Origin of the sequence: Pseudomonas sp. NFACC25 (assembly GCF_900100935.1) — a bacterium.
GTDB lineage: Bacteria > Pseudomonadota > Gammaproteobacteria > Pseudomonadales > Pseudomonadaceae > Aquipseudomonas > Aquipseudomonas marginalis.
The window spans coordinates 119,865-144,754 of record NZ_FMUC01000002.1; the positions used below are offsets into that span (position 1 = coordinate 119,865).

Consider the following 24,890-nt stretch of genomic DNA (forward strand, 5'->3'; position numbering starts at 1 on the left):
GGGAGGGAGCAAGCCCCCTCCCACATTTGGATTGTGTTGTGCCTGCTCGAGCAATCAGAACTCGATGCGCACATCGCCCTTCGGTACGCTGCAGCACGACAGGATGTAGCCTTCGGCTTCGTCTTCCTCGGTAATCCCGCCGTTGTGGTCCATCTCGACCTCACCGCCCAGCTTCATCACCTTGCACGTTCCGCAAATCCCCATGCCGCAGGCTTTCGGAATCAACAGCCCAAGCTTGGCCGCCGCTGCGTGGACGGTCTCGCCAGGTGCGACGCGAATGCTCTTGCCTGAGGCGATGAACTCCACCTGGTGCAGATCCGCCAGATCGATTTCCGGCGCATCCGCCGCTTGCTCGGCCTGCTCCACCGCGTCGGCGCGGGCTTCCGGCGGCGTGGCGCCGAAGGATTCCTCGTGGTAGCGCGCCATGTCGAAACCGGCGACTTCCAACAGGCGTTTCACCGCATTCATGTAGGGCGTCGGGCCGCAGCAGAACACTTCGCGCTCAAGGAAGTCGGGCACCATCAGTTCGAGCATCTTGTGGTTCAGGTAACCGCGATAACCCGCCCAGGGCTCACCCAGGCCGTGCTTCTCACAGATCAGGTGCAGGCTGAAGTTGTCGATCCGCGACGCCATATGCTCCAGCTCGCGGTGGTAGATGATGTCCTTGGGCGAACGGGCACTGTGGATAAACGTCATGTCGACGTTGGCGTTGGTGTCGTAGAACCAGCGGGCCATGGACATCACCGGCGTGATCCCCACGCCGCCACTGAGGTACAGCACTTTCGGGCTGGGGAAGTCGATGGCATTGAACAGCCCGACCGGCCCGTGCACCGCCAATTCCTGGCCTTCATGCAGGGTGTCGTGCAGCCAGTTGGACACCTTGCCGCCCGGCACACGCTTGATGGTCACCGAGAAGCTGTAGGGCACCGACGGCGAACTGGAAATGGTGTACGAGCGCATGATCGGCTGGCCGTCGATTTCCAGCTCCAGGGTGACGAACTGCCCCGGCTTGAAAAAGAACAGGATCGGCTGGTCGGCCATAAAGCAGAAGGTGCGCACATCCCAGGTTTCCTGGATGACTTTGACGCAACGGACGATGTGCCGACCATTGGCCCAGGTCTGGGTGGTTACCGGATTCAGGAAATTATTGGACATGTTGTTCTCCACCGCCGACGTCGGCCTTATGGTGGCGATTCTGCGTAACGCGGGAACCGCCCATTTACCTATCTGCGACATTCACATACTTATCGCGACCAGCCCCCATGCCACGGGGGTTGCGCGTCGGGAACAGAGTGGGCCATGTCGCTCATGGATAAGGTTCGGCGCATCAGCAGCCCCACACTCGCTCCCAACAACGACGTTTTCTTTACGCCTTGCTGCAAACCTGATCAGCCACTATTCGTCGGCCACACAGAATGGCCATGAGGACACACACGATGGACGTCACCGCAACCTTAAGCTTGGGCGATCCGCTGGAACCCGCACGCAAGGCCACCGCGCAAATGCTGCAAGAGCGCGAGCGCACGTTTTCGCTGCCGCAGCCGTTCTACTCTGATGAGCGGCTGTTTGATATCGACATGCAGGAGATCTTCCAGAAAGAGTGGTTGATCGCCGGCATGACCTGCGAGATCCCCAGCAAGGGCAACTACCTGACCCTGCAAGTGGGCAAGAACCCGATCATCGTGATCCGTGGCGCCGAAGGCGTGGTGCATGCGTTCCATAACGTGTGTCGCCACCGTGGCTCGCGCCTGTGCACCAGCGACAAGGGCAAGGTTGCCAAGCTGGTGTGCCACTACCACCAGTGGACCTACGAGCTGGACGGTCGCCTGCTGTTCGCCGGCACCGAGATGGGCGCCGATTTCGACATGAAGCAATACGGCCTCAAGCCGGTGAACGTGAAGACCGCCGGCGGCTACATCTTCATCAGCCTGGCCGAGAACCCGCCGGCCATCGATGATTTCCTGTCGACGCTGAACCACTACATGGAACCCTACGACATGGAGAACACCAAGGTGGCGGTGCAAACCACCTTGATGGAAAAGGCCAACTGGAAGCTGGTGCTGGAAAACAACCGCGAGTGCTACCACTGCAATGCGTCGCACCCCGAGCTGTTGAAAACCCTGCTGGAATGGGACGACGTCACCGACCCACGCGCCGACCAGGCCTTCAAGGACCATGTCGCCGCTTCGGCCGCTGCCTGGGATGCCGAGAAGATCCCTTACGCCCACGCCAGCTTCGGCCTGCGTAACCGTATCGTGCGCATGCCGCTGCTCAAGGGCACCGTGTCGATGACCCTGGACGGCAAGCAGGGCTGCGCCAAGCTGATGGGCCGCATCAAGAACCCCGACCTCGGCTCGATGCGCATCCTGCACCTGCCGCATTCCTGGAACCACTGCATGGGCGATCACATCATCGTGTTCACGGTGTGGCCGATCAGCGCCCAGGAAACCATGGTGACCACCAAGTGGCTGGTGCACAAGGACGCCGTGGAAGGCGTGGACTACGACGTGGAGCGCATGCGCCAGGTGTGGGACGCCACCAACGACCAGGACCGTCGCCTGGCCGAAGAGAACCAGCGCGGGATCAACTCCACCGCCTACCAGCCTGGCCCGTACTCCAAGACCTATGAGTTCGGCGTGGTGAACTTCGTGGACTGGTACAGCGAACGCATGTTGAACAACCTCGGCGCAGCCCCGGCGCCTTACCTGAAAGGCGTGGCTGCGCACGAGTAACCGATACCCACAGCTCAAAACTGTGGGAGGGGGCTTGCCCCCTCCCACACTTGAACCTCACACTGCTTAATATTTGATCGACTGTCTCGCAGACCACTGCCAGCCTGCCCTCCAGCCTTTACCCAACAACTTATCCACAAAGCCACCCACAGCAATTGTGGGCAACTGCGCTATCCCATCAAAATTAATTGAAGAAAATCCGTGACTTATTCAAGTTGACGGTTCCAGCGGCATATTGATCATTTATTGATCAAAACCCTAAAAGCCACGTAGAACGTGACCTGTAGCGGTACGCAAACACCTTATCCACAGAACCGCCAACAGACTTTGGGGGCAACTTCGGCAGCGCTGTGGAAAACCGCGTCAAACCTTCATATACCAAGGGTTTCAGCTATATTCCTGGGGTTTAACGGCAATTTGATCAATAAACAACCAGACGACGGAACGCCTCTATTCATAAGGCCTGTAGCGGATAGCAAACATCTTATCCACAGAAGCGCCAACAGACTTTGGGGGCAAGTCCGAACACCGCTTCAACCTTATCCACACGAAAAAGCACCTAAAAACCGTGACTTAGCTTGGTTATTTTTCGTACAACGGCTTACAGACGTTGATTTACGGGGGTTGTGGAGACTCACGAACATCTTATCCACAGCTACGCTCACAGCGTTTGTGGGTAAACCCACAACCTGTACAAAAAACACCCAGCATCTACACTCATCCTTGCAGTCAATTCCATGGCCTGGGTTAACGCGGAAGTCCTTGGCAGCCTGATCGGGAGGAAGAACGGTGATGTGGCAGGGCAAGCCCAGCCATCACTGCGCCAAAGGTTTTACGCTGATTGAATTACTACTGACGCTGGCCCTGCTGGCCACGCTTGCGACAGTGGCTTATCCGCTGACAGCATTGATGGGTAAACGTGATCGAGAACTGGACCTGCAACGCTCGCTGCGGGAAATCCGGCGTGCGATCGATGCCTACAAAGACGCCAGTGACGATGGCCGCATTGAAAAGAGCATCACTGACAGCGGTTATCCACCCTCCCTGCACGTATTGGTCGAGGGGGTGACGGACAAGACCAACCTTCAGGGCAACAAACTCTATTTCCTGCGACGCATTCCCCGCGATCCCGTGTGCGAGTGCCCTGAACGTGCGCCCGCAGAAACCTGGCAACTGCGCAGCTACAAGAGCACTGCGGATAACCCACAAGAGGGAGAAGATGTATTCGACGTTTCATCCCGAAGCACCCGGGAGAGCTTGAATGGAACGTCATACAGCCAATGGTGATCGGGGCTTTACCCTGATTGAGTTGCTGGTGGTCATGGCGATCATCGCCACCCTCATGACCCTGGTCACCCCGCAGTACTTCCGCCAGCACACCAAGGCCCAGGAAACCGTGCTGCGCCACAACCTGTCTTCCATTCGCCAGGCCCTGGACCAATACCGCGAGGACCACGGCGCCAACCCCGAGTCCCTGCAAGCCCTGGTCGACCGCCGCTACCTGCGCGAGATCCCCATGGACCCGCTGACCGGCAGGCGTGATACCTGGCAACTGCAACCTTCGGACGAACAAGGCCTGGGCGATGCACGCAGCGGTGCCACGGGGACCGACACGAACGGGAACGCTTATGCCGACTGGTAAGCACAGCCAGCAGGGCTCGGTGTTCATGGGCATGTTGGTGACAGTGGCGGTGGTGGCCGTGATGCTGATGGAAGTCGGCACCCTGTGGTCCAGCGTGCTGCAGCGCGAACGCGAGCTGGAACTGCTGGCGCGGGGCAATGAAATCCGCCGGGCGATCGGCCTGTACTACGCCGCCGGCAATACCTACCCCAGGTCCCTCGAAGACCTGCTGCTCGACCGTCGCCAGCCCACCCCCCAGCGCTATCTGCGCCGCGCCTATACCGACCCGCTGACCGGCGACGCCGAGTGGGGCGTGGTGGCCGGGCCCGGCGAAAGCATCATGGGTGTGTTCAGCACGGCAAAGGGCACACCGTTCAAACAAGGCAACTTTTCAGTCATCAACCAGAGTTTTACAGGACAAGGCAGTTATCAAGGGTGGGTGTTTCTGTTTGGCCCTGGGCAGAACAACCCTGCAACCCGCATCGCTCCCAAGGGAGATCAACTGAGCAAATGATGCCGATTGAATAAGCACACTGATCGTTCCAGCCGTTCGGAACTTGTTTATCTGAATTGAGGTGGATCAAGCATGAGTAACTTACAGCGCTTAATGAAATGGTTGTTGGCGGCGGTCTTGTTGGCACCGACGCTGGTCATGGCCCACGGTGCGGTGGACACGCCCGTCGCACGACAGGTCTATTGCAGGGCACTCCCGGATTTCTGGTCAGGCAGCCCCAGTGATGCAGGGTGCGCGGCCCTGTCTAAAGTGAGTAAGCAGTATCCAGGCCAGCAATGGAATGAAGTGGCCCATTTGATCAGGCAACCGGGTTACAACGACCCTGAAATCGTCAAACGAGAAGTGCCCGATGGCAAACTTTGTTCGGCGGCTGACAGCAAGAAAGATGGCCTGAACATTGTGTCGGACCAGTGGCATCGCACCGACGTTACGCCCACCAATGGCATGATGGATGTGCGCATCATCGGCACTGCGCCACACGTGCCCAGTTTCGCAAAGGTCTTTCTCACAAACCCGGGCTTTGACCCGACCAGGTCGCCGCTGACCTGGAATGACCTGACACTCATCCACACTCAGCCGTTCCAGATCGCGCAAACCGACTGGGGCAATGATCCACCCATCATTGCGGGGGCCACGGGGTACTTCAAGTTCGCTGTACCTATCCCATCGGGGCAAACGGGCAAAGCCACGCTGTTCGTGCAGTGGCAGCGTATCGATCCAGCGGGTGAAGGGTTCTATAACTGCAGTGACATCAACATCGTCGGTGCCGGAATCCCGGAGCAGTGGGTCGATATCGGCCAATTCATCGATCAGGTCATGGAGACCCTCAAACCGGGTGACTCAGTCCACTTCCGCATCCTCGACAACACACCGGCGGCCAGGGAAGTGGTGGACATTACCCTGCCCATTACCGCGAGCAACCTCGACCCGAACATATGGGGCCAGCAATTGGCGAATCAGATCAACCCAAGCATTGCGAAGGTAGGAGAGAAAAAAACCGGCAATATTGTATTCAATACCAGCGATGCCAGCGCCAACTCGGTTTACACATTGGCGAAGGGTTACAGCCGTGCAATGGCGATCATCCCTGGCAGCGAAACCCCGATAAACCCTACGGCGCCTGTCGCGAAAATAACCGGGCCCACCACCATGCAATCCGGCCGGCCGTTTACCTTCAGCGCCAGTCAGTCCGTGGGGCACAACGGTCCATTGCTCTACAGCTGGACTGTTATCGGAATGAACCGGCCCTACAACCAGATGACTGTAAGCGGTGTGGCGGTTAACGTTCCTCAGCCGACGCAGCACGAGGTGCGATTGCTGGTACGGGACGAGCAGAATGGCAAGACCGGCCTGGCGCGGCAGACCTTTACCGTGACCCCTTCCAGTGGCGGCGGGGACTATCCGGCCTACAAAGAAGGCACTGCGTACAACGCCGGCGACATCGTGAGCAATAACGGCAAAAACTATAAGTGCAAACCTCACCCCTACACCGCGTGGTGCGCAGGCGCCGCCTGGGCGTATGCCCCCGGCACGGGCACAGCGTGGGACCAGGCCTGGGACGAAGTTCGATGACCCGCTCGAACGCATATTCAGTTACTCGATAAGCATAAGAGCCAAACGTTATAGGGCGCCTCACGGCGCCTTATATCGAGCAACGCTACAGTTGAAGATGTACTTGAATTGAAAAGGTTCTAACGCAGTCCTACCGGCGGTGCCCGCTTCACAGCGGGCCGGGAGAGTTATACACAACCGCCGTACCTTGGCACTCCCAACAGGGTATTTCCATGCGTATTCACTCATTTATCCACAGCCCCCAGCGTGCCTTCACCTTGCTGGAGCTGCTGGTCGTCCTGCTGATCATCGCCCTGCTCGCCGGCTACGTCGGCCCGAAGATGTTCGACCGCCTGGAACTGGCCAAGGTACAAACCGCCCAGGGCCAGATGAAAGCCCTTGCCGATGCCTTGAACCAGTACCGCCTGGACAACGGCAACTACCCCGACGAAACCCTGGGCCTCGACGCCCTCACCGCCCGGCCCGCCACCGCCAGCCATTGGCAGGGCCCCTATGTGAAGACGCTGCCGCCAGACCCTTGGGGCAACCCGTATCTCTACAAGAACCCCGGCACACCGCCCAACGATGCGGAGATCATCTGCCTGGGCCGTGACGGCAAGGCCGGCGGGGTGAATACCTACGCCGACATTGTGTACGGCCTCTGACATGTACACGCTGCGGCGGGTCCTGATACTGCTGTGCCTAACGGGTACCGCACAGGCCAACTGCTGGCAACTGGCAGCCAGCCGCTACCACGTCGACCCGCTGTTGCTGTACGCCATCGCCAAGGTCGAATCCGGCCTCAACCCCAGCGCACGCAACCTCAACAGCGATGGCAGCCAGGATATCGGCTTGATGCAAATCAACAGCCGCCACTTGCCCGCACTGGCCCGGTTCGGTATCACCGAGCAGCACCTGATCACCCAGCCCTGCACCAGCGTCATGGTGGGCGCGTGGATTCTTGCCGGGTTTATCCGCGAGCAGGGTTATGGCTGGCAGGCCGTGGGCGCCTATAACGCCGGGGCCAAGCCGGACCGGGAAGCACGGCGCTCACGCTACGCCCTGGCGGTGTGGCGTTACTACGCGGTGTTGTTGCAACAGCGCCAACAACGGGCGGGGCAAATGCCATGACCGACTTTGACGTGCGCATCATCCGTGGTGGCCATGTGCAGACCCTGCGCCTGCAAGCCGTTGACGTCGCCCAGGCGCGCCAGCAACTGCAGGCCGACGGCGCCCAGGTCATCTCGCTGAAAGCCCGCCGCCCACTCAAACTCCCCAGGCGCCGCAGTACGTTCGCCCTCGGCCTGTTTATCCAGGAGCTGGTAGTCCTGCTCGATGCCGGCCTGGTGCTGGTGGAAGCCGTGGAGACCCTGCGCGACAAGGCGCCCGCCGGCATCAACCGGCAGGTCATGAGCGAGCTGCTCGCCTCGATGTATGAGGGCAACTCGCTGTCCAGGGCGATGCTGCTCAAGCCGCAGACCTTCCCGCCGCTGTTGATTGCCACGGTGGCGTCCTCGGAACACAGCGGCCAATTGGCCGTGGCCCTGCGCCGTTACCATCATTTTGAAGCCCACCTGGCAACCGTGAAGAAGCGCGTCAGCGGCGCCCTGATGTACCCCTTGGTGGTACTCAGCGTCGGCGCGTTGATCCTGCTGTTCCTGCTGTTCTTCGTGATCCCGCGCTTTGCCTCGGTGTTCGACGCCGTGGCCGACCTGCCGGCCACGGCACGCTTTATGGTGTGGTGGGGCGCACTGGTAGACGCGCACGGCATGGAGTTGTTGCTTGGCCTGGTGCTGGCGATTGCCGCGCTGGTGCTGTTGTTGCGCAGCGCCGGGTTCAAGCGCCGCATCGCCCAGCTGTTCTGGAAGATCCCCAGCCTGGGCGCCCAGCGCACGCTGTTTATCCTCGCGCGCTTTTATCGCACCGCCGGCATGTTGCTGATGGGCGGCATGCCGGTGGTTACTGCGGTGGAGCTGTCCGGTGCGCTGCTGCCCGTGGAACACCAGGCGGACCTGCGCCAGGCCATGACCGACATCCAGGCCGGCCAGCCACTGTCCACTGCCCTCGCCCGCCATCGATTGACCACCGCCGTCGCCGAACGCCTGCTACGCGTGGGTGAACAAAGCGGCGAGCTGGCGGCGATGTGCGAGCGCATCGCGCAGTTCCACGATGAAGCGCTGGAGCGTGCCATCGAGCTGTTCAGCAAGGTCTTCGAGCCCTTGTTGATGCTGGTGGTGGGCGGGCTGATCGGCCTGATCGTGTTCATGCTGTACATGCCGATTTTCGAACTGGCGGGCTCCATCCAGGGGTAGTGCGATGAGCGAACAGACACGGCAATGGCAGGCCCTTGCAGAGCAACGCGGGCTGAGCTTGTCCAATTACCTGCTGGAGGTGCTGGAGAAGGCGCCCGACCAATTAAGCACGATCGCCCAGCCCCTGGGCCTGCTTGCCATCCCCCCGGAAAACCTCAGTGAACACTGGCGCTTCGACCTGCTGGCACTGCCCCAGGCGCTGATCCATAACGTGCTGCCGGTGGATAACCACGGCCAGCCGTGCCTGGTACTGGGAGACCCTTTCACCCTGGCCAGCCGGCACTGGCTGCAATCCTCGAAAACCTTGCGTCAACTGCCCCTGGCCATGAGCCTGCCCGGCGCGGTCAAGGCCCAGTTGAGCCTGGCCGAAGCCAGCCAACGGGTGATGCAACCTTTCGGTGAGGACGACGAGCATGCCCGCGTCGGCCAGGCCGCCCAGGAAATTTCCCTGAGCAGCATCGCCCGCGACGACAACCCGGTGGTGCGCCTGGTCAACTCCATGCTGTTCGATGCCCTGCAAAGCCGCGCCAGCGATGTCCATGTGGAAACCACGCCCCAGGGCTTGGTGATCAAGTACCGCATCGACGGCGTGTTGCAGCAGATGGGCCAGGCCAGCGGCATGGACATGGCCGAGCAGGCACTGTCGCGGATCAAGGTGTTGTCGGAGCTGGATATCGGCGAGCGGCGGGTGCCCCAGGACGGGCGTTTCAAGATGAAAATCCAGGGTCGCGAAGTGGACTTTCGCGTGTCGATCATGCCCAGCATCCACGGTGAGGATGCGGTGCTGCGGATTCTCGACAAGTCCCAGCGCGGCGAGTCCCTGAGCCTGGAAACCCTGGGGTTGAACGCCGAGACCATCGCGCGCATCCGTGTGTTGGCCGGCGAACCCTATGGCATGTTGCTGGTGACCGGCCCCACCGGCAGCGGCAAATCCACCACGCTGTATGCCGCCCTGTCGGAGACCAATACCGGCGAGAAAAAGATCATCACCATCGAAGACCCGGTGGAATACGAACTGCCCGGGGTCCTGCAAATCCCGGTGAACGACAAGAAGGGCCTGACCTTTGCCCGTGGCCTGCGCTCGATCCTGCGCCACGACCCGGACACCATCCTGGTGGGGGAAATACGCGACGGTGAAACGGCCGGCATTGCGGTGCAGGCAGCGTTGACCGGGCACCTGGTGCTGTCGTCGGTGCACGCCAACAGCGCGTTCAGTGTGCTGGAGCGCTTTACCTACATGGACGTGGACCCGGCCAGCTTTGTCGAAGCCCTTAACGGCGTGGTCGCCCAGCGCCTGGTGCGGCGCATCTGCCCGGACTGCGGCACGGATGCCGCCCCCGACCCCGAGATCACCCACCTCGCCCAACTCGCCGAGGCTCAACTCCAGCAGGGTCACTACCGCGTGGGCAAAGGCTGCGAGGCCTGCCGTCACACCGGCTATCGCGGCCGACTCGCCCTGGCCGAAGTGCTGACACTGACCGACAGCATCAAGGAGGGCCTGCTCAACCGCAGTTCGGCCTCCACCCTGCGCGAACTGGCACGTGAAGCCGGCCACGTGTTTATCCGCGACATCGCCCTGGCCCACGCCGCCCAGGGCGACACCACGCTCAAGGAGATCCACCGTGTCATTTCCCTTTATTGAGCATGTGGTGTGGCTGCACAGCGACGGCGCCGAATGGGCCGCACGGCCGCGCTGGCGCGGTGCAGCAGTATGGCGTGCGCAACAGGCTGGCGAACCATTGGCCGCCTGTGCCGAACTGCTGGAACAGGCGCCGCGCGGCCGCATCGGGTTTCTGGACCGGACCACGGTGCTGCTGGGCTTCCCCCATGTGCACTACCTGATGCTGGCGTGGCAAACCGGCGTGTACAGCCAGGCCGACTGGCAAGGCTTGGCCGAAGTGACCTTCAACCAACAGGCAGGCATCGACCCCGGACAGTGGCAAGTGCAAGTCGCCAACAGCACCTTTGGAGATGAACGCCTGGCGGTCGCGACGCCACGGAATTTGCTGCAAGACCTGCGGGAGTTGTTCAAGCAACAGCACCTGCCGCTGGTGACATGCACGCCATTGTTGACGGCCGTGGCCCAACGGTATTGGCAGCAATTGCCTGACGATTGCGTGCTGGCGGTACCTGAGGCGCGAGGTCTCAGTTGCCTTTACCGGCAACGGGGTGTGGCTCAACAAGTCTGCGTGCTGCAAACCCCACCCGGCAGCCACTTGAGCGACAACCTCTTCACCGCCGACCTGCTGGCGCAACGGCACGCGGCGGCCATATGGGTCGTCGCCAATCACCCCACTGAACATTGGCTGGGGCCACTGCATCCCTGGCTGGGGGAGCCGCTGGCATGATCGCTCAGCTGAAATCACAACTCGCCGGTGCCTGGCGACAGCGGCAGGCGCCGGACGTCGACTTCCTGCACCCCAACGCCGTCTATCGGCCGCTGGTGAGTGTGTTGTGGCTGGTCGCCGCCGGGCTTGTCTTCGTCACCTGGCAACACTGGCAGCGCATGGAGCATCAGCAACAACAGACCGACGCACTGGAGCAGCGCTTTATCGAATTGACACGTCGCCAGGAGCAATTGATCCAGGCCGCCATTCGCTTGTCACCCCAGCAGAAACAACAACTGGCCGCCTTTTCCCGACAGCAGGACACGCCCTTCGCGCTGATGGACGCCGTGGCCCGGGCCTGGTCCGCGGAAGTCGCGCTGACGCGCGTGGAGGTCGACACCCAGGCCCGGCTGATTCACTTGGAGTTGGAAGCCAAGGTGCTGGGGGATGCCTTTCGCTTTGTCGAACGGCTCAAGGCCCAGCCAGGGGTGCACGTGAACCTGCAACAAAGCGCACGCAAGGCCAATGACCCGCAACACCCGGTGCAGGTCAAACTTGCGGTTGGTGCAGGGTAGTCGCCCATGGACGCACTGACCCGCCACCTCCCGCGCGTGCGCTGGCACTTGATGCAATGGCAACAGCGCCTGGGCTTTTGGGGGCTGCTGGCATTAGGGCTGATGGCGGCAACGTTGCTGATCGAAGTCACAGTGATTCATCCGGCAGGCATTGCCGACAGCCTGCGGCGCCAGGAACTGGAGGCCGGTATCGCCGAGCAGCCCCAGGATGTGCAGGTGACCGAACCGGCCGTGGTCGAACGCCTGCCCAGTGCACAGGACTTCGCCCCACGCCTGGAAAAGCTGCTGGACGTCCTCACCCGGCGCGGCTTTATCATCGAACAGACCACCCTGGCCTACTCCGCGCCCGGCGACACCGGGCTGCAACGGCTGGACGTGGACATTCCCCTCGTCGGCCCCTACGCCTTGCTGCGCGATGCCCTGGACGACGTCGCCAACGAGCCGGCCGTACGCATCGAACGCCTGGCCCTGGAGCGCAAGGAAATCACCAGCGGCATGTTGAACATCAGCCTCAAGGTGAGTGTGCTGGGGGTGGTGGAATGACGCTGCCGCTGTATCTGCGCGTGCTGTTGCTGCTGACCTTGATCGGCTGCGGCTGGCTGTTCTGGCAGGACACTGCGGACACTCCCACGCCCTCGCCGGTGCCAGTGATCGCCCGCCCTGTACAGGTGCCCTCGGCACCGGTCGCAGCACCTGCGCCGGCGGTGGCCGAAGCCATCGACCTGTTCCCCGCCCAGACCTGGACACCTGCACCGCCGCCCATGCCGGTCGACACCTCAGCGCCCAAGCCACCGCCCCTGCCCTTCACCGTGAGCGCGCAATGGCGCTACGAGAACCAGGCGAAAATCGTCGTGCTCAGCGGCAATGGCAGCCAGTACACCCTGTGCAACCGTTGCTCGGTACCCGGGCGCATCGTGCCCGGCAAGATGCTCGACGCGCACTACCGGCTGGACAAACTCACCGACACCGCCGTGGTGCTGACCTACATGCCCCTCAAGCATGTCAGCACCTTGCGGCTGGACACTCACTGACCGGCGCAGGACACGATCATGGCCATACGCACGTGGATACCCTTGAGCCTGGCCGTGGCCCTGCTCAGCGCCTGCCAGACCCAACGGGCGATCAAGGAGAGCGACGAGTTGCGCCAGAAGGGCGACATCATCCGTTCGGTCGAAGTGCTGCAAGCCGAAGCCAGACAGGCCCCCGACGATGTGCAACTGCGCACCGCCAACTTCAGCAAGCTGGAATTGCTGGTGGCCCAATACAGCCGCGAAGCCAGCACCGCGCTGATGCGTGGCGACGATGCCGCTGCCATCCGCGCCCTGGAAACCATCCTCAAATACGACCCCAGCAACCTCGGCGCGCGCCAGGAAATCCAGAGCATCCAGGCGATGAAACAACTGCGCCCGCAACTGGCCCAGGCCTACGAAATGAAGCGTTCCAACCCGGTGGAAGCCCTCAACCTGGTGCGCCGGATCATCGCGCAAAAGCCCAACTACCGAGAGGCCCTGGACTTTCGCAATGCCCTGACCCGTGAACTGGTGAGCGCCGATTACCTCAGCGCCGACCTCTCCGAGGCCATGCGCAAACCCCTGAGCCTGGAGTTCAGCGCCCAAAGCCTGACCACGATTTTCGAGACCATTGCGCGCCTGTCGGGGGTCAACTTCGTCATCGACAAGGACGTCAATCCCAGTGCCTCGGCGAGCATGACCGCGAGCCGAACCACCGCCGAAGACGCGCTGAACCTGCTGCTGACCACCCAGGGGCTGGACAAGAAGGTCCTCAACGCCAACACCATCCTGGTTTACCCCCGCCGCCCGGACAAGGAACGGGAATACCGCGAGTTGGCCGTGCGCACCTTCTACCTCAGCCATGGCGACCCCAAGGTCATCGCCGCCGAGATCAAACAGGTGCTCAAGCCCAAGGAGGTGCTGGTGGACGAACGCCTGAACGCGGTGATCGTGCGCGATGGACTGGACACCCTGAGCGCGGTGGAAAAACTGGTGGAAGCCATTGATATCGCACAATCGGAAGTGACCATCGACATCCAGGTGCTGGAGGTCAGCCTGACCGACGAGTTGAACCTGGGCATCCAGTACCCGGAGAGCATCGGCCTGTCCGTGGGCAACCTGGCCAACGTGCCTGCCGGGCTGGCAGGCATCCCGCTCAGCGCATTGCGCGGGATCAATGGCGACAACATCCTGCTCGACGCGGGCAGTACCTCGGCGCGCATCAATATGCTGCAACGCAGCGGCAACACCGTGACCCTGGCCAACCCCAGGGTGCGGGTGCGCAACCGCGAAGAAGCCCAGGTAAACATCGGCGACAAGATCCCCGTGGTGACCACCACCACCGCCAACCAGATCACCACCTCGTCGGTGTCCTACCAGGACGTCGGGCTGCAGATCACGGTCAAGCCGAATATCAGCCTGAGCGATGAGGTGAACCTGGAGCTGAACGTGGAAATGAGCCATATCACCAAGCGTATTCCCGGCTCGGAAAACGTACCGGCCACCTTCGAACTCGGCTCACGGGCCACCAAGACCCTGCTGACCGCGCGCAACAATGAAACCCAGATCGTCTCGGGGCTGATCCGCACGGCGGACGTCGACGAGGGCTCGGGTTTGCCGTGGTTGAGCCAGATCCCGTGGATCGGCAAAAAGCTGTTCGGCACCAACCAGAATACCCAGCAGAAGACTGAGATCATTCTGCTGCTGACCCCGAGGATCGAACGCAACCTGGACCTGCCGATTGCCCAGATCAGTACCTTCCACAGCGGCACCGAGGCGCGCAGTTCGACCCAGGGCATGATCCTGCGCGACACCACCGACAAAATGATCCTCAAGCCGATTGGCGGCGACCCCACGCCGGCGCTGCCACCGCCGATGCAACAGCCGGATGCCACCTGGCAACCCCTGCCGCCACCGCTGCCGGATCTGGTGCCCAAGCCTGCGCCCGAACCTGCGCCCCAATGAAGATCCAATGTGGGAGGGGGCTTGCCCCCGATAGCGGTGCTTCAGTTAAAGATACTGAGACTGACACACTGCAATCGGGGGCAAGCCCCCTCCCACATTTGTTTTGCAGTGTTGGTGGGTTAGCGCACGACGCCTTCTTCTATGAGCAACTTGAGGATTGCCTGGGCACCTTCCTCGGCGCTCACACCCTTGAGCACCTGCCCACCGCCGCCACTGGCCTTGGCGGTGGCGGCTTTCATGCGGTCGGCGCCGCTCTTGGCCTTGATCACCTTGAGGCGCTTGGGCCGGGGCTTGGCCGGTTGCAACAGCGCGCTGGCGAATAACTCATCGTCTTCAACCTCGACCTCATGGGCCGCCAGCTCACCGCGCTGTGCCGGGCCGTAGGCACTCTGCCGAGGCTTGGGCGCGGCGTTGTCCACCGTCGCCAGGAATGGCAGGCGCACCTTCAAGCGCCTGCGCTGCCCACGGGGCAAGGCTTGCAGCACACGGGCCACACCGCCGTCGATGGACTCCACCTCGGCCAGCCCGACAATCAGCGGCCAGCCCAATTGCTCGGCCAACAGGAACGGCAACATGCCCGAGCCTTCACCGGTTTCGGCCTGGCTGCCGGCAAGCACCACCTGGGCACCGGCGTGGCGCAGGTACTCGCCGAGCACCGGCAACGCATCGCTGCCCTCCGGTTGTTCCAGCACGTGCAACTGTGGCAGGCCCATGCCCAGGTAGCTGCGCAGGGTCGGTTCGGCGATGTTGCCGGCGTGCAGCACCTGCAACTTATCCCCAGCCATCTGCAGACCCAGTTCGACGGCGCGCGCATCCTGTTCGGCGCGGCGTGGCCGGCCGGAGGTGGGGTGGGCGCCGATGGACACCAGGCTGATTACATTCGTGGTCATGGTCATGTCCTCAAGCCGCATCGCGCTTGGCGCCGTTGCGGTAGGCCTCGACCGCAGCGATCAAGGCTTGCAGAATCGCGGCGCTTTCGCCGATCACCGACAGGTCGGCACGCTTGATCATGTCGCAGCCCGGGTCGAGGTTGATCGCCACCACCTTGTCGCAGGCGCCAATGCCTTGCAGGTGCTGGATCGCCCCGGAAATCCCCACGGCCACATACACCCGCGCCGTCACCCAGGTACCGCTGGCGCCGACCTGGCGATCACGGGCCATGAATCCATCGTCCACCGCCACCCGCGAGGCGCCTTCGGTGGCCCCCAATGCCGCGGCGGTCTGGTGGAACAGCGCCCAGTCCTTCACGCCGTTGCCGCCGGAGAAAATAAACTCGGCCTCGGCCATGGGAATCGCCGCCGGGTCCACCGCCACCGCACCGAGATCCTCGATACGCGGCAGGCTGCGCGCCAGGCTTGTGGATAACTCCACGGGCAGCACCTCATGGCGTGTGTCGCTGACCGGATCGGCGCATTCGGCGGCGGCCAGAATCAGGCGTGGCAGCGGCCGCGCCAAGTCTTCCCGGCCCGCACCGGCGCGGCCGATGCACTCATCGCCCTTGATCTGCCAGACGCGAGTGGCCGGGCGTTCCTTGAGGCTGGCGGCAAAGCGCCGACCCAACTCGCCGCCACCACTGCGGCTGTCGGGCAGCAACCAGTGGCGCGGGTTGAACTGGTTATCCACAGCGCGCAAACCCTGCACGCGTTGCTCCGGTGAATAACCGTCGAATTCGTGGCCGTCGAGCACCAGCAGGCGATCGACACCGGCCGTGGCAAACGCGCTTTCCTTGTGTTCGCCAAACACCACCACCAGCACCGCGCCGTCGTTGCCGGCGAGTTGCCGCGCCAGGCCGAGCAGGTCGCGGTCGTGGCTGCTCAAGCGGCCACCGACCATGTCCGGCACTACGTTGATGTAGAACGCAGGCGCAGGCACCTGATGCAGCGGCAACTGCACTTCAATCGCCGCCGTACGCTTGGCCGCACCGCCCTGCTGGGCACCGCTGCGGTCGATGCGCTTGATGCCGTTGGGGCCGATAAAACCGACACCATGCACGTTCTTGCGGATGACGCCGTTAGGCCCCATCCAACTGTGTTGCAGCGGCTGCATCGCCGCATGCAGCGGGTGCAGGCGGTTGCGGGCGATCCATTCGGCCCGTGGGTCGCGGCGGATAATGTCGCTCATCAGTGCACCTCCGCAGGTTCACGCTTGTTGGGAGCTTTGGCCGGTGCGACGTCTTCCAGCAATGCATCGGCCACCAGCTCGGCGATGTCCTTGATCAACGGGCGCGGTTCAACCACACCTTCGAGCATCGCCGTGCATTGCGGGCAACCGACCGCTACCAGTTCGGCGCCGGTCTCGCGGATGTCTTCCATGCGCATATCGGGGATACGTTGCTTGCCGGGGATGTCGGTAATCGGCGCGCCGCCACCGCCGCCGCAGCAGCGGGAACGGAAGCCCGAGCGCTGCATCTCCTTGACCTCGATGCCCAGCGCCCGCAGCACTTGGCGCGGCGCCTCGTATTCGCCGTTGTAGCGGCCCAGGTAGCACGGGTCGTGGTAGGTCACGCTGTTGCCTTTGTGCTGGCCCAGGTTCAGCGCGCCCTCGCCGATCAGCTCGGCCATGAAGGTGCTGTGGTGCTGCACAAGATAGTTGCCGTTGAAGGCGCCGTATTCGTTTTTCAGCACATGGAAGCTGTGGGGATCGCAGGTGACGATGCGCTTGAAGCTGTACTTGGCCAGCGTCTGGATATTGCGCGAGGCCAGCAGCTGGAACGTCGCTTCATCGCCCAAGCGTCGCGCCACGTCACCGCTGTCGCGTTCTTCCAGGCCGAGCACCGCGAAGTCGACCTTGGCCGCTTTCAGTACTTTAACGAATGCGCGCAGGGTGCGCTGGTTGCGCATGTCGAAGGCACCGTCGCCGACCCAGAACACCACGTCGGCACTGCCTTTTTCGCTGAGCAGTGGCAGGTTCAGATCCGCCGCCCAGTTCAGGCGACCGCCCGGCGCAAAGCCGCCGGGGTTGTCGGTGGCGATCAGGTTTTCCAGGACTTCGGCGCCCTTGTTCGGGGTCGCGCCTTTTTCCAGGGTGAGGTAGCGGCGCATGTCGACGATGGCGTCGACGTGCTCGATCATCATCGGGCACTCTTCCACGCAGGCGCGGCAGGTGGTGCACGACCACAGGGTCTCGGCGTCCACCAGGCCGTTGACGATCGGCTGGTGCGGGTTGCCGCTGTGCTCGCCAATCGGTTTACCTGGATAAGGGCTGCCGGCGAACTTGGCATCGGTGCCGCCGGCCAGGCCGACCACCATGTCCTGGATCAGCTTTTTCGGGTTCAGCGGCTGGCCGGCGGCGAAGGCCGGGCACGCCGCTTCGCACTTGCCGCACTGCACGCAGGCGTCGAAACCGAGCAGTTGGTTCCAGGTGAAATCCTTGGGTTTTTCCACGCCCAGGGGGGCGCTCTTGTCGCTCAGGTCCAGGGGTTTCAAACCAGTGGAACGACCACCGCCAAAGCGTTCGGCGCGACGGTGCCAGGCCAGGTGCAGGGCACCGGCGAAGGCGTGTTTCATCGGGCCGCCCCAGGTCATGCCGAAGAACATCTCGGACACGCCCCACAGCACACCCACACTCAGCAGCGCGGCCAGCAGCCAGCCACCGAAGTCGGCGGGCAGGATCCCCGCCACCGGCAGCGTCACCAGGAAGAAACTCACCGAGAACGCCATCAGGCTTTTCGGCAGGCGCATCCACGGGCCCTTGGACAGGCGCGACGGTGGATTGCGCCGCCGCAGGTAAACGAAGGTGGCGCCGACAAACATCAACACTGACGCCAGCAGCAAGGCGTAGCCGAGGATACGGTTATGCAGGCCGAAGCCGTGCACCAGGATTGCCAGCAGCGCCGACAGCACAAAGCCCAGGGCCGTGGCGACGTGGGTGTTGGCGATGTATTTGTCGCGGGCGACCACGTGGTGCAGGTCGACCATGTAGCGCTTGGGCATGGCCAGCAGGCCGCCCAGCAGGTCGACCTTGGAGGCTCGGCCGCGGCGCCACATGTTCACACGGCGCAGGGCGCCGAGGACGGCAAGGCCCAGGGCGGTAAATAAGAGAATAGGCAGCAAGGTGTTCAACATGGTGAAGCTCCCACAGACCGCACAGGTCTACTGTGAAACTGGCCCGAATGTGGGAGGGGGCTTGCTCCCGATGGCGGACTGTCAGTTGGTACAGTTGTCGCTGAACCACCGCTATCGGGGGCAAGCCCCCTCCCACATTTGACCGCGTTCACCTCATCAAAAGTCTTTGCACAGGCGCAGGGCGTCGTAGATGGCAGCGTGGGTATTGCGCTGCGCCACACAGTCACCGATGCGGAACAGCAAGTACCCCTCGCCCGTCTCGCTCAGGCACGGCTGCGGCTTGATCGCGAACAGGGCTTCGACGTCGATCTGGCCCTTGTTGCGCGAACCTTCCTTGAGCCCGTAGTAAATGGCTTCGTCCGGACGCACGCCGTTTTCCACCACCACCTGGTCCACTACCCGCTCCTCTTTGGCGCCGGTGTATTCGTTCTCCAGCACCGCCACCAGCTTGTCGCCCTCGCGGTAGACCTTTTCCAGCATCATGTCGCCGGTCATGATCACTTCCTTGGGGTACATGCTGCGGTAGTAGGTCGGGAACGACGTACCGCCGATGGCTACGCCCGGCTTGATGTCATCGGTGACGATTTCCACCTGGCAGCCTTTGTCGGCCAGGAAGTCCGCCACCGACATGCCGGTGAATTCGCAAATGGTGTCGTACACCAATACATTCTTGCCCGGTGCGACCTTGCCGTCGAGCACGTCCCAGCTGCTCACCACCAGGCCTTCGGCGGCACCCCAGTGTTCGTTCTGTTCGATAAACGGATGCCCGCCGACCGCCAGCACCACCACGTCCGGACGCAGGTCCAGGATGGTCTCGGCATCGGCGGCCACGCCCAGGCGCAGGTCGACTTTCAAACGCGCCAGCTCCAGCTGGAACCAGCGGGTGATACCGGCGATCTGGTCGCGTTGCGGCGCCTTGGAGGCGGTGGTGATTTGCCCGCCGATAAATTCTTTCTTCTCGAACAGGGTCACGTCGTGGCCACGTTCGGCGGCCACCCGCGCGGCTTCCATCCCGGCAGGGCCGGCACCGACCACCACCACCTTGCGTTTCGGCCCGGTGGACTTCTCGATGATATGCGGCACGCCCATGTACTCACGGGACGTCGCGGCGTTCTGGATGCACAGCACATCCAGGCCCTGGTACTGGCGGTCGATGCAATAGTTGGCGCCGACGCACTGTTTGATCTGGTCGATCTGGCCCATCTTGATCTTGGCGATCAGGTGCGGGTCGGCGATGTGCGCACGGGTCATGCCGACCATGTCCACATAGCCGCCTTCGAGGATGCGCGTGGCCTGGTTCGGGTCCTTGATGTTCTGTGCGTGCAGCACCGGGACCTTGACCACTTCCTTGATACCGGCCGCCAGGTGCAGGAACGGCTCCGGCGGATAGCTCATGTTGGGGATCACGTTGGCCAGGGTGTTGTGGGTGTCGCAACCCGAGCCCACCACGCCGATGAAATCGAGCATGCCGGTGTCGTCGTAATACTTGGCGATCTGCTTCATGTCCTCGTGGGACAGGCCGTCCGGATGGAACTCGTCACCGCACAGGCGCATGCCCACGCAGAAGTCGTCACCGACTTCGGCACGCACGGCCTTCAACACTTCGAGGCCGAACTTCATGCGGCCTTCGAAGGTGCCGCCCCACTCGTCGGTACGCTTGTTGACCCGTGGGCTCCAGAACTGGTCGATCATGTGCTGGTGCACGGCGGACAGTTCCACACCGTCCAGGCCACCGGCCTTGGCACGCCGCGCGGCCTGGGCGTAGTTGCCGATCACGCGCCAGATTTCTTCCGGCTCGATGGTCTTGCAGGTGGCACGGTGCACCGGCTCGCGCACGCCGGACGGCGACATCAGGGTCGGCCAGTTAAAGCCATCCCAACGGGAGCGACGGCCCATGTGGGTAATCTGGATCATGATCTTGGCGCCATGCTTGTGCATGGCATCCGCCAGGTTCTGGAAGTGCGGGATGATGCGGTCGGTGGACAGGTTCACCGAGCTCCACCATTCCTGGGGGCTGTCGATGGCGACCACCGAGGAACCGCCGCAGATCGCCAGGCCGATACCGCCCTTGGCTTTCTCTTCGTAGTACTTCACATAACGGTCGGTGGTCATGCCGCCGTCGGTGGCATACACCTCGGCGTGGGCGGTACTGAGCACGCGGTTGCGGATGGTCAGTTTGCCGATCTGGATCGGCTGGAACATTGCTTCGAAAGCCATGGCACGGTCCTCGGCTTACAACGGCTTGACGGTGAACAAGCCGTCATCGTGGCCCTCTTCGGAGCCTCCGTAGACTTGTTCGGCCACGGTGCGGATCTGGCTGCCACGGGCTTGCAGAATCTGGTCCATGGCGCCGGCAAACCAGCCGGTGAACATGTAGTCGACCTTGCGCCCGACCTTGCCGTACACATAGACGAAGGCCGAGTGTTCGAGCTTGACGCTGGCGGTGCCTTTATCCAGGTCGATGTCCTGGATCTTGAACAGGCCCCAGCCGCGTTGCGACAGGCGCTTCATGTAGTGCTCGAACACCGCGACGCCTTCCAGGCCATGGCATTCAGCTTCTTTCTCGCACCAGTGCCAGGCGGATTTGTAGCCGGCCTTGTAGAGGATCTCGGCGTAGGCCTCGGCGCCCAGCACTTCTTCGATGCCCATGTGGTTGTTGACGAAGAAATGACGCGGCACGTACAGCATCGGCAGGGCGTCGGACGTCCAGACACCGGTTTCGCTGTCGACTTCAATAGGCAATTGCGGGGCGATCTTGGCCATGGAAACTTAACTCCAGAAAAATTCGTTGTGATGTTGCCCGTGGGTGCTTGGCTTATTCGCCCCAAACGTCCTTCAAGACGTTGACCCAGTTCTCGCCCATGATCTTGCGCACCACACGCTCGGGGTGGCCGCGCTTGAGCAGGGTCTCTGTCAGGTTGGGGAACTCGCCGACGGTGCGGATGCCCAGCGGGTTGATGATCTTGCCGAAGCTGGTCAGGCGGCGGGCGTAGCCCTTGTCATGGGTCAGCATTTCAAAGAAATCCTGGCCATGGCCCTGGGTGAAGTCGGTGCCGATGCCGATGGCGTCCTCGCCGACGATATTCATGGTGTATTCGATGGCTTCGGCGTAGTCGTCGATGGTCGAATCGATGCCCTTGGCCAGGAACGGCGCGAACATGGTCACGCCGACAAAACCGCCATGGTCGGCGATGAACTTCAGTTCTTCATCGGACTTGTTGCGCGGGTGTTCTTTAAGGCCGGACGGCAGGCAGTGGGAGTAGCACACCGGTTTTTTCGATTCGAGGATGACTTCTTCGCTAGTCTTGGAGCCGACGTGGGACAGGTCGCACATGATGCCGACGCGGTTCATCTCGGCGACGATCTCGCGCCCGAAGCCCGACAGGCCGCCGTCGCGCTCGTAGCAACCGGTGCCGACCAGGTTCTGGGTGTTGTAGCACATCTGCACCACACCGACGCCGAGCTGCTTGAAGATCTCCACATACCCGAGCTGGTCTTCAAATGCATGGGCGTTCTGGAAGCCGAAGATGATGCCGGTCTTGCCCTGTTCCTTGGCCTTGCGGATGTCGGCGGTGGTTTTCACCGGGATCACCAGGTCGCTGTTCTCGCGGATCAGGGTCTGGCTGGCGACGATGTTGTTGATCGTGGCCTGGAACCCTTCCCACACCGACACGGTGCAGTTCGCGGCGGTGAGGCCACCTTTGCGCATGTCCTCGAACAGGTCGCGGTTCCACTTGGCAATGATCAGCCCGTCGATAACGATGCTGTCGGCGTGCAATTCGGCTGGGCTCATCAGGCGTCCCCTTATTTTGGCGATTCATGCGCCGAATCGTCTGCCGGCGCTTTGGGGCCAGCATATGCCCAGGGGCCGACCGAGCCGGGTGCAAAAACGACAGGGGAATTGCCGAAAGCGTCAATCCACGACAAAGGCTGTTATGAGTGGTCTGACTGGCGGCTGTTATTTGTCTTACGCTTGAGCCAGAATTCCCGCATCACCTGATATGAGACGGCGCAATGAAATCGATTTTCCTGGCTTTGGCACTCATCGCAACCGGCGTCCACGCGGCCGAAGACACCGACAGCACGCCGTGCGATGGCATCGAAAACGACAAGCAAACCCTGGAATGCGCCACCTATAACAAAACCACTGCCGAGCAATTGCTCAAGGATAATTATCAAGGCCTGCTGGAACGCATGCATTCCACCTATGGCAGCGACAAGACCAAGCTCGCCGACATTACCGCTCGTCTGAAGGATGCCCAGCAGAAATGGGAAAAACTGCGTGACGCCGACTGCGCGGTGGACACCTTCCCGGCAGTGACCGGCACCAAAGCCTATGCGATTGCGCAAAATGACTGCCTGGCGCGGATGAGTGATGAGCGGTCGGAGTTTTTGGAGTCGATTGGGCAGGAATAAGCGACAATCCCGCCACTTTCTCTTTGAACCAAGGCCCTTCATGACTATCTGTGGCATCGAAATCAAAGGCAGCGAAGCCATCATCGCTGTCGCCTCCCTGGACAACCAGGCGCTGGGCCACGTCGCCCTGGCTACCAAGAAAATCGCCCTTGAAGACGATGATGAAGCGGCCAACGTCAAAGCCTTTGCCGCCCAGGTGAAGGCCTTCGTGCAGGCCAACGCCGTCACTCGCATCGCGATCAAGAAGCGCAGCAAAAAAGGCGAATTCGCCGGTGGCCCGACCACGTTCAAGATTGAAGGGGTGTTTCAATTGCTGGAGGGGGTTGAGGTGACGTTGCTGTCGCCGCAGACCATCAATGCGCAGAACAAGAAGCACAACTTTGAACTGCCGGCGACGTTGAACAAATATCAGCATGAGGCCTTCAAGGCGGCGTGTTCGGCACTGCTGAAGAAGTAAGCTACACCACAATCCTATGTGGGAGGGGGCTTGCCCCCGATAGCGGTGAGTCAGCCAAAGCTGTATCAACTGACAGTCCGTCATCGGGAGCAAGCCCCCACATTAGATGTGGGGTGTTTTCAGTGGGGTGTATGGCGCTTGTGCCGCAGCCAATCCCCGAACGACTTGTCTTCCAGGGCATAACCACCGCGGCCCGACTTCCACACCAACTCCTTGTCGCGCAAGGCATCGATGCAGGCCTGGACGGTCTGGGTACCCGGCACCACGTCACTGCCCATGGCTTCCAGCGCCTTGCTGACAGCCGTGAGGGTGCTGTCGGTGAAGGGCGCGAAGGGTTCGTTGTTCTGGGAGCGCTCCACCATCACCTCCAGCACGGCGCGCTGCGGGATGGTCAGGGCGTTCCAGGCGCTTTCGAACTCGGTCCATACACCCGCGCGCAGCAGTTCGGCGCGACTGTGCAGCAATTGGCCCAGATTGCTCGCCTCGCCCAGTTCCAACGCGACTTCACCGATGATCGTGCGCAACATCTCGGGACGCCGGCCTACCAGCTCAAACGCCTCATCAATATCAGCCGCGTTGAACTGGTTGGTCTCGGCCAGGTGCGCGTTGAGGTGCACAGTGTAGGCTTGGGTGAACTCTTTACCCAGCAGCGGAAACGGCGTGATGCTGGAACCGAAGAACGGCTGGCTTTTACCCAATACCAAATGGGCGAGTTTGTCGCGATTGGAACCGGTAAACACCAGGCGCAAGCCGCTGCCCTCTTCGTCACGGCCCTGGTTGAGCTGATCCCGGGCAGCCTTCAACGCGAACATCGCATTGATACCCGACTCGGTGGTCAAGGCGTGCTGCGCTTCGTCAATCACCAGCACAACGGGTTTTTCTGCAGCACTGTGGAGCAATTCCAGGGCTTGGGTCAGCGTCGCACCGACAGGCAATTGTGGCTGGGTAAAGTCCCAGGAGAGCGTCCGCAGAAAGCTCAGTTTCTCGATGCCAATATTCTTGGCCAGTTTGCGGATGCCCTTTTCATAGGGAACCAGGGCAGCCGCAATAGCACTGGCAATCAACTCCGCAGGATCTTTCTCCTTGTCAGCCCAGAGATCCACATACACCGCCAGCCAGCCCCGGAGCTGACATTCCGGAATCAGGTCTTCGCGCAGGAAAGTGCTTTTGCCGGTGCGACGGGGCGCCGCGAGGAACAGGCCAGAGGTGAAATCCTGAATACCGGCGCCCACCAGGCCATCGGCAATACTGCTTGCCAGGGCGGGGCGACGGAACACGAAGCCGCTGTGCTTGGACATGGATTTATACTCAATTATGAAAACAACTATAAATTATAGTGATGAGTA

24 protein-coding genes are annotated in these 24,890 nt (G+C 61.9%); 16 read left to right on the forward strand and 8 right to left on the reverse strand.

Translation table 11 applies throughout. The features are described from left to right. Window positions 1-54 precede the first annotated feature (54 nt). The gene (gbcB, locus tag BLQ09_RS04615; protein WP_027605983.1) at window positions 55-1,155 is read right to left on the reverse strand and encodes a glycine-betaine demethylase subunit GbcB; all 1,101 of its coding nucleotides are present in this window, start codon (window positions 1,153-1,155) and stop codon (window positions 55-57) included. A gap of 281 nt (window positions 1,156-1,436) precedes the next feature. Here gbcB and gbcA point away from each other — a divergent pair, with 281 nt between their 5' ends. From gbcA to BLQ09_RS04690, 14 genes are all read left to right on the forward strand, one after another. Continuing rightward, window positions 1,437-2,732, forward strand: coding sequence for a glycine-betaine demethylase subunit GbcA (gene gbcA / locus BLQ09_RS04625; RefSeq protein WP_027605984.1), 1,296 nt, complete (start codon window positions 1,437-1,439; stop codon window positions 2,730-2,732). A 792-nt stretch (window positions 2,733-3,524) separates the two neighbouring features. Then, window positions 3,525-4,019 (forward strand): prepilin-type N-terminal cleavage/methylation domain-containing protein, encoded by a 495-nt coding sequence (locus BLQ09_RS04630; RefSeq protein WP_027605985.1) that lies wholly within the window; start codon window positions 3,525-3,527, stop codon window positions 4,017-4,019. Then, window positions 3,994-4,374 carry a type II secretion system protein gene (locus BLQ09_RS04635; protein ID WP_092355584.1) on the forward strand — a complete coding sequence of 127 codons (381 nt, stop codon included), beginning with the start codon at window positions 3,994-3,996 and terminating at the stop codon, window positions 4,372-4,374. The genes BLQ09_RS04630 and BLQ09_RS04635 overlap by 26 nt, the downstream gene beginning before the upstream one ends. Further along, a complete protein-coding gene (locus BLQ09_RS04640; RefSeq protein WP_027605987.1) occupies window positions 4,361-4,867 on the forward strand; it encodes a hypothetical protein in 507 nt (168 codons plus the stop codon). The genes BLQ09_RS04635 and BLQ09_RS04640 overlap by 14 nt, the downstream gene beginning before the upstream one ends. A gap of 72 nt (window positions 4,868-4,939) precedes the next feature. Further along, entirely contained in the window at window positions 4,940-6,439 is a 1,500-nt protein-coding gene (locus BLQ09_RS04645) for a lytic polysaccharide monooxygenase (protein WP_092355587.1), read from the forward strand. A 212-nt stretch (window positions 6,440-6,651) separates the two neighbouring features. Then, window positions 6,652-7,083 carry a type II secretion system major pseudopilin GspG gene (gene gspG / locus BLQ09_RS04650; RefSeq protein WP_027605989.1) on the forward strand — a complete coding sequence of 144 codons (432 nt, stop codon included), beginning with the start codon at window positions 6,652-6,654 and terminating at the stop codon, window positions 7,081-7,083. A gap of 1 nt (window position 7,084) precedes the next feature. Then, the gene (locus tag BLQ09_RS04655) at window positions 7,085-7,549 is read left to right on the forward strand and encodes a transglycosylase SLT domain-containing protein (RefSeq protein ID WP_043293568.1); all 465 of its coding nucleotides are present in this window, start codon (window positions 7,085-7,087) and stop codon (window positions 7,547-7,549) included. After that, window positions 7,546-8,730 (forward strand): type II secretion system F family protein, encoded by a 1,185-nt coding sequence (locus tag BLQ09_RS04660; protein WP_092355590.1) that lies wholly within the window; start codon window positions 7,546-7,548, stop codon window positions 8,728-8,730. The genes BLQ09_RS04655 and BLQ09_RS04660 overlap by 4 nt, the downstream gene beginning before the upstream one ends. Window positions 8,731-8,734: 4 nt before the next feature. Then, complete coding sequence (locus BLQ09_RS04665; protein WP_092355593.1) at window positions 8,735-10,372, forward strand: GspE/PulE family protein; 1,638 nt, start codon at window positions 8,735-8,737, stop codon at window positions 10,370-10,372. Then, window positions 10,353-11,078 (forward strand): hypothetical protein, encoded by a 726-nt coding sequence (locus BLQ09_RS04670; protein ID WP_256568682.1) that lies wholly within the window; start codon window positions 10,353-10,355, stop codon window positions 11,076-11,078. Before BLQ09_RS04665 ends, BLQ09_RS04670 begins: the two co-directional genes overlap by 20 nt. Continuing rightward, window positions 11,075-11,632, forward strand: coding sequence for a hypothetical protein (locus BLQ09_RS04675; RefSeq protein ID WP_175472295.1), 558 nt, complete (start codon window positions 11,075-11,077; stop codon window positions 11,630-11,632). The genes BLQ09_RS04670 and BLQ09_RS04675 overlap by 4 nt, the downstream gene beginning before the upstream one ends. A gap of 6 nt (window positions 11,633-11,638) precedes the next feature. Beyond that, window positions 11,639-12,175 (forward strand): hypothetical protein, encoded by a 537-nt coding sequence (locus tag BLQ09_RS04680; protein ID WP_092355598.1) that lies wholly within the window; start codon window positions 11,639-11,641, stop codon window positions 12,173-12,175. Next, window positions 12,172-12,663, forward strand: coding sequence for a hypothetical protein (locus BLQ09_RS04685; RefSeq protein ID WP_092355601.1), 492 nt, complete (start codon window positions 12,172-12,174; stop codon window positions 12,661-12,663). The genes BLQ09_RS04680 and BLQ09_RS04685 overlap by 4 nt, the downstream gene beginning before the upstream one ends. Window positions 12,664-12,681: 18 nt before the next feature. Further along, on the forward strand, window positions 12,682-14,607 hold the full coding sequence (locus tag BLQ09_RS04690; protein WP_092355604.1) for a secretin N-terminal domain-containing protein: 1,926 nt from the start codon (window positions 12,682-12,684) through the stop codon (window positions 14,605-14,607). A 119-nt stretch (window positions 14,608-14,726) separates the two neighbouring features. Here the strand turns inward: BLQ09_RS04690 and BLQ09_RS04695 are convergent, their stop codons facing one another. The 6 genes from BLQ09_RS04695 to BLQ09_RS04720 form a co-directional block, all read right to left on the reverse strand. Next, on the reverse strand, window positions 14,727-15,497 hold the full coding sequence (locus BLQ09_RS04695) for an electron transfer flavoprotein subunit beta (protein ID WP_092355607.1): 771 nt from the start codon (window positions 15,495-15,497) through the stop codon (window positions 14,727-14,729). A gap of 10 nt (window positions 15,498-15,507) precedes the next feature. After that, a complete protein-coding gene (locus BLQ09_RS04700; RefSeq protein WP_092355610.1) occupies window positions 15,508-16,728 on the reverse strand; it encodes an electron transfer flavoprotein subunit alpha in 1,221 nt (406 codons plus the stop codon). Beyond that, the gene (gene dgcB / locus BLQ09_RS04705; RefSeq protein WP_027606000.1) at window positions 16,728-18,671 is read right to left on the reverse strand and encodes a dimethylglycine demethylation protein DgcB; all 1,944 of its coding nucleotides are present in this window, start codon (window positions 18,669-18,671) and stop codon (window positions 16,728-16,730) included. The genes BLQ09_RS04700 and dgcB overlap by 1 nt, the downstream gene beginning before the upstream one ends. A gap of 156 nt (window positions 18,672-18,827) precedes the next feature. Beyond that, window positions 18,828-20,888: a dimethylglycine demethylation protein DgcA gene (gene dgcA / locus BLQ09_RS04710; RefSeq protein WP_027606001.1), complete on the reverse strand. Its 2,061-nt coding sequence runs from the start codon at window positions 20,886-20,888 to the stop codon at window positions 18,828-18,830. Window positions 20,889-20,903: 15 nt separating this feature from the next. Next, the gene (locus tag BLQ09_RS04715; RefSeq protein WP_027606002.1) at window positions 20,904-21,434 is read right to left on the reverse strand and encodes a DUF5943 domain-containing protein; all 531 of its coding nucleotides are present in this window, start codon (window positions 21,432-21,434) and stop codon (window positions 20,904-20,906) included. Between the two features lie 52 nt (window positions 21,435-21,486). Beyond that, window positions 21,487-22,464 (reverse strand): dipeptidase, encoded by a 978-nt coding sequence (locus BLQ09_RS04720; RefSeq protein ID WP_010207105.1) that lies wholly within the window; start codon window positions 22,462-22,464, stop codon window positions 21,487-21,489. A 221-nt stretch (window positions 22,465-22,685) separates the two neighbouring features. On the opposite strand from BLQ09_RS04720, the gene BLQ09_RS04725 reads away from it, so the two are divergent. Together BLQ09_RS04725 and BLQ09_RS04730 are read left to right on the forward strand one after the other, a co-directional pair. Beyond that, window positions 22,686-23,087: a lysozyme inhibitor LprI family protein gene (locus tag BLQ09_RS04725; protein WP_027606004.1), complete on the forward strand. Its 402-nt coding sequence runs from the start codon at window positions 22,686-22,688 to the stop codon at window positions 23,085-23,087. A gap of 40 nt (window positions 23,088-23,127) precedes the next feature. Beyond that, window positions 23,128-23,544, forward strand: coding sequence for a DUF3010 family protein (locus tag BLQ09_RS04730; RefSeq protein WP_027606005.1), 417 nt, complete (start codon window positions 23,128-23,130; stop codon window positions 23,542-23,544). 119 nt (window positions 23,545-23,663) lie between these two features. Here the strand turns inward: BLQ09_RS04730 and BLQ09_RS04735 are convergent, their stop codons facing one another. Beyond that, window positions 23,664-24,842 carry an AAA family ATPase gene (locus BLQ09_RS04735; RefSeq protein WP_027606006.1) on the reverse strand — a complete coding sequence of 393 codons (1,179 nt, stop codon included), beginning with the start codon at window positions 24,840-24,842 and terminating at the stop codon, window positions 23,664-23,666. Window positions 24,843-24,890: the final 48 nt, after the last annotated feature.